Annotated in this window: 3 protein-coding genes; 1 reads left to right on the forward strand and 2 read right to left on the reverse strand. The window is 63.5% G+C overall.

Annotated elements, in window-relative coordinates; genetic code table 11:
- Positions 1-280 precede the first annotated feature (280 nt).
- A complete protein-coding gene (locus ABE459_RS25805) occupies positions 281-1,057 on the forward strand; it encodes an ABC transporter substrate-binding protein (protein WP_258705748.1) in 777 nt (258 codons plus the stop codon).
- Between the two features lie 29 nt (positions 1,058-1,086).
- On the opposite strand, the gene ABE459_RS25810 is transcribed toward ABE459_RS25805, so the two are convergent.
- Entirely contained in the window at positions 1,087-1,713 is a 627-nt protein-coding gene (locus ABE459_RS25810) for a PAS domain-containing protein (protein WP_125462680.1), read from the reverse strand.
- An 89-nt stretch (positions 1,714-1,802) separates the two neighbouring features.
- Entirely contained in the window at positions 1,803-2,753 is a 951-nt protein-coding gene (locus ABE459_RS25815) for an ornithine cyclodeaminase family protein (protein ID WP_323830721.1), read from the reverse strand.
- Positions 2,754-2,991: the final 238 nt, after the last annotated feature.

Genomic DNA, 2,991 nt, shown 5'->3' on the forward strand with positions numbered 1-2,991 from the left:
GTTGACTTGAGACCGCTGGGGCGGCTTTGCAGCCCTTACGCGACACCAGCCCGCTCCTACCGGTAACCGCGATCGCCTGTAGGAGCGGCCTTGTGTCGCGATAGGGGCGCGCAGCGGCCCCACGGTGTGAAATCAGTGCTGGGTTAGCGGTAGTTGAGTTTCAATACAAAAAAGTCCAGTATGGAATCATAAGTACAAAATGATTTCATACGGCCTTGCGGCCTTTGTCTTTACCTCTGTCTTGCACCACAACCTCCAATAATGAGCGAGCGAGATTCCGATGAAGAAAATCACCCTGATCAGTGGTCTGGCCCTGGGCCTCTTGGCCAGTAGCAACCTGTTCGCCGCCAATTCCGAGCTGCGAATTGGCATCGAAGCGGCCTACCCGCCGTTTGCCTCGAAGAACGACAAGGGCGAAATCGTCGGTTTCGACTATGACATCGGCAATGCCTTGTGCGCGCAGCTCAAGGTCAAGTGTGTATGGACCGAGGTCGAGTTCGACGGGCTGATTCCGTCGCTGAAGGTGAAGAAGATCGACGCCGCCCTGTCGTCGATGACCATCACCGACGAGCGCAAGAAGTCCGTGGATTTCACCCACAAGTACTACTTCACCTCGTCACGGCTGGTGATGAAGAAGGGCGCGGTGGTCGATGACCAGTACCAGAGCCTGGTCGGCAAGACCATCGGTGTGCAGCGCGCCACCACCACCGACCGCTACGCCACCGAGGTGCTCGAGCCCAAGGGCGTCAAGGTCAAGCGCTACAGCAACAACGAAGAGATCTACATGGACCTGGCATCGGGGCGGGTGGATGCGATCTTCGCCGACACCATCCCGCTGGATGACTTCCTGTCGATGCCCCGCGGCGCCGACTACGCCTTCGTCGGCCCGGAGCTGAAGGACCCGAAATACGTTGGCGAAGGTGCCGGCATTGCCGTGCGCAAGGGCAACGGCGAGTTGGTCAGCCAGCTCAACGGCGCCATCGACGCACTGCGGGCCAGTGGCGAGTACCAGAAGATCCAGAGCAAGTACTTCAAGTCGGACATTTACGGCGACTGAGGTGCCCTGGGTTCAAGGCCTGAGCCGTTTCAGGCCTTGAGCTCCTTCAGGTGCTTGTACACCGTCGCCCGTCCCATCCCCAGCACATTGGCCACGTAGTTGGCCGCACTCTTGCCTTTGAAGGCGCCCTCGGCATGCAGGGCCAGCACCAGCTCGCGCTTGTGGTCGCGGTTGAGCACGCTCAGGCTCAACTGGTGCTCGCGCAGCCAGCCATTGAGGAAGGTGTTGATGCGTTCCTGCCAGTCGTCGCGGAACAGCGCATCGGGCTGAGGAATCAGCCGGCTCGGCGAGAGGAACAGGTCCAGCGCCGCCCGGGCGTTTTCGAACAGCGAGATATTCAGGTTGATGCACAGCACCGCCAGCGGCTTGCCTGCGCTGTCGCGCAGCACGGTGCTCAGCGAACGGATCTTCTGCCCGTCCCAGTTGAGCTTCTCGTAGGGGCCGATGTTGGTTTCGTCGGTGCCGGGCTCAAGCAGGTCTTCCAGGGCGGCATCGTCGCCGATCTCGCGTTTGGACAGGTTGTTGGCAATGTAGTCGATCTTCTGGCTGCGCAGGTCGTGCAGCACCACCTCGGCATGGGGGAAGAACAGGGTGGCGATCGCGTCGGCGATGGCCCGGTAGTTGTCCAGGGCCGGGTCGGGGCTAGGTGAAGGCATCGTGGCAGGCTCCATGGGGTATCAGCGCCCTTGTGCCAAGGGCGCTGGGAGTGTGCCGCAATCACGGCGGCGCGTCATCCGTGCGGGCCTCAGCTGGCCTGTTGCAGGCGATACAGGGCATTGGCCAGGGCGATGTCTTCCAGGCCAAGGCCAATGGAGCGGAAGAAGGCGTGGCGCTGGTAGCTCGGCACGGGCGCCTGGCCGCTGAGCAGTTGCGCAAGGTCGCCGATGATCGCCTCGGGCCGCCAGCCGGTCTGCTCGGCGGCGATCAGCATTTCGCCGGCGCTGCCTGGGGTGGTTACCCGGTAATCGCAGTACACATCCATATGCTGCAGGCTGGCCGGGGGCACTTCATGGGCACGCACGGCATTGGTGCTGATCGAGGTGATCAGTGCCGGCTTGCTCAACTGGCCGGGGTCGATCACCGGGCCGGCCGAGGAGGTGCACAGCATGATCACGTCGGCATCGATCAGCGCCTGCTCCAGGCTGTCGGCCAGTTGCAGGCGATCGTCCAGGTCGGTCAGTTGCTGGCGTTGCGCGGCGCTTTGCTGGGCGAGGCTTGGCGAGAACAGGCGGATGTCCTGCCATTGGCGCAGGCCGCGCACGTAGTGCAAGTGGGCGCGGGCAATGGCGCCGCTGCCGATCACGGTCAGGCGCCGGGCCTGGGGTGGGGCCAGGGCGTCGACGGCCACGGCGGTGGTGGCGGCGGTGCGCGCGGTGGTCAGCTCGCCGGCATCGCACAGCAGCAGCGGCTGGCCGCTGTCCATCGACATCAGCAGGGTCCAGGCCGTTACCAGTGGGCCCTGCTCGCGGACTATGTAGGGTGAAGTCTTGAGCCCGTAGACGCGCTCCTCGGCCAGCACCCCGCCATAGTTGATGAAGTCGCCGCGCCCGGCGGGGAACTCCACCAGTTGCTGAGGGGGCTGTACCGCTTCGCCTGCGGCCAGGTCGCGGAACAGCTTGCGCAGGATCTGCGGCACGTCCAACTGGCCGAGCAGGTGGCGGGCGTGTTGTTGATCGATGACGAGGGGCGTGGGCATGGACGGCTCCTGATAAACAGTTTAGTCCATTATGGACTTTTTGTTCTATGGAGCAATATCACGGATTAAGACATCACGGTCAAGCAAAGCAATTGGGGCCGCCCTGCGGCCCTTCGCGGGTCAAGCCCGCTCCCACAGGAGTCGGCTGGGGGCGCGGGCTTTACCCGCGAAGGGCTGCAGTGCAGCCCCAAAAAGTGGGTCCGTCGCCGCAGTGCCCGTTGCGCGGCACCCGCGGGAG

This window comes from Pseudomonas sp. TWI923, from assembly GCF_039673365.1.
Classification (GTDB): Bacteria; Pseudomonadota; Gammaproteobacteria; order Pseudomonadales; family Pseudomonadaceae; genus Aquipseudomonas; species Aquipseudomonas sichuanensis.

What these genes read in the sequence shown, in the direction of transcription:
- ABE459_RS25810 (WP_125462680.1), bottom strand. Translation starts at nt 1,713, where the DNA reads ATGCCTTCACCTAGCCCCGACCCGGCCCTGGACAACTACCGGGCCATC.
- ABE459_RS25815 (WP_323830721.1), bottom strand. Translation starts at nt 2,753, where the DNA reads ATGCCCACGCCCCTCGTCATCGATCAACAACACGCCCGCCACCTGCTC.
- ABE459_RS25805 (WP_258705748.1), top strand. Translation starts at nt 281, where the DNA reads ATGAAGAAAATCACCCTGATCAGTGGTCTGGCCCTGGGCCTCTTGGCC.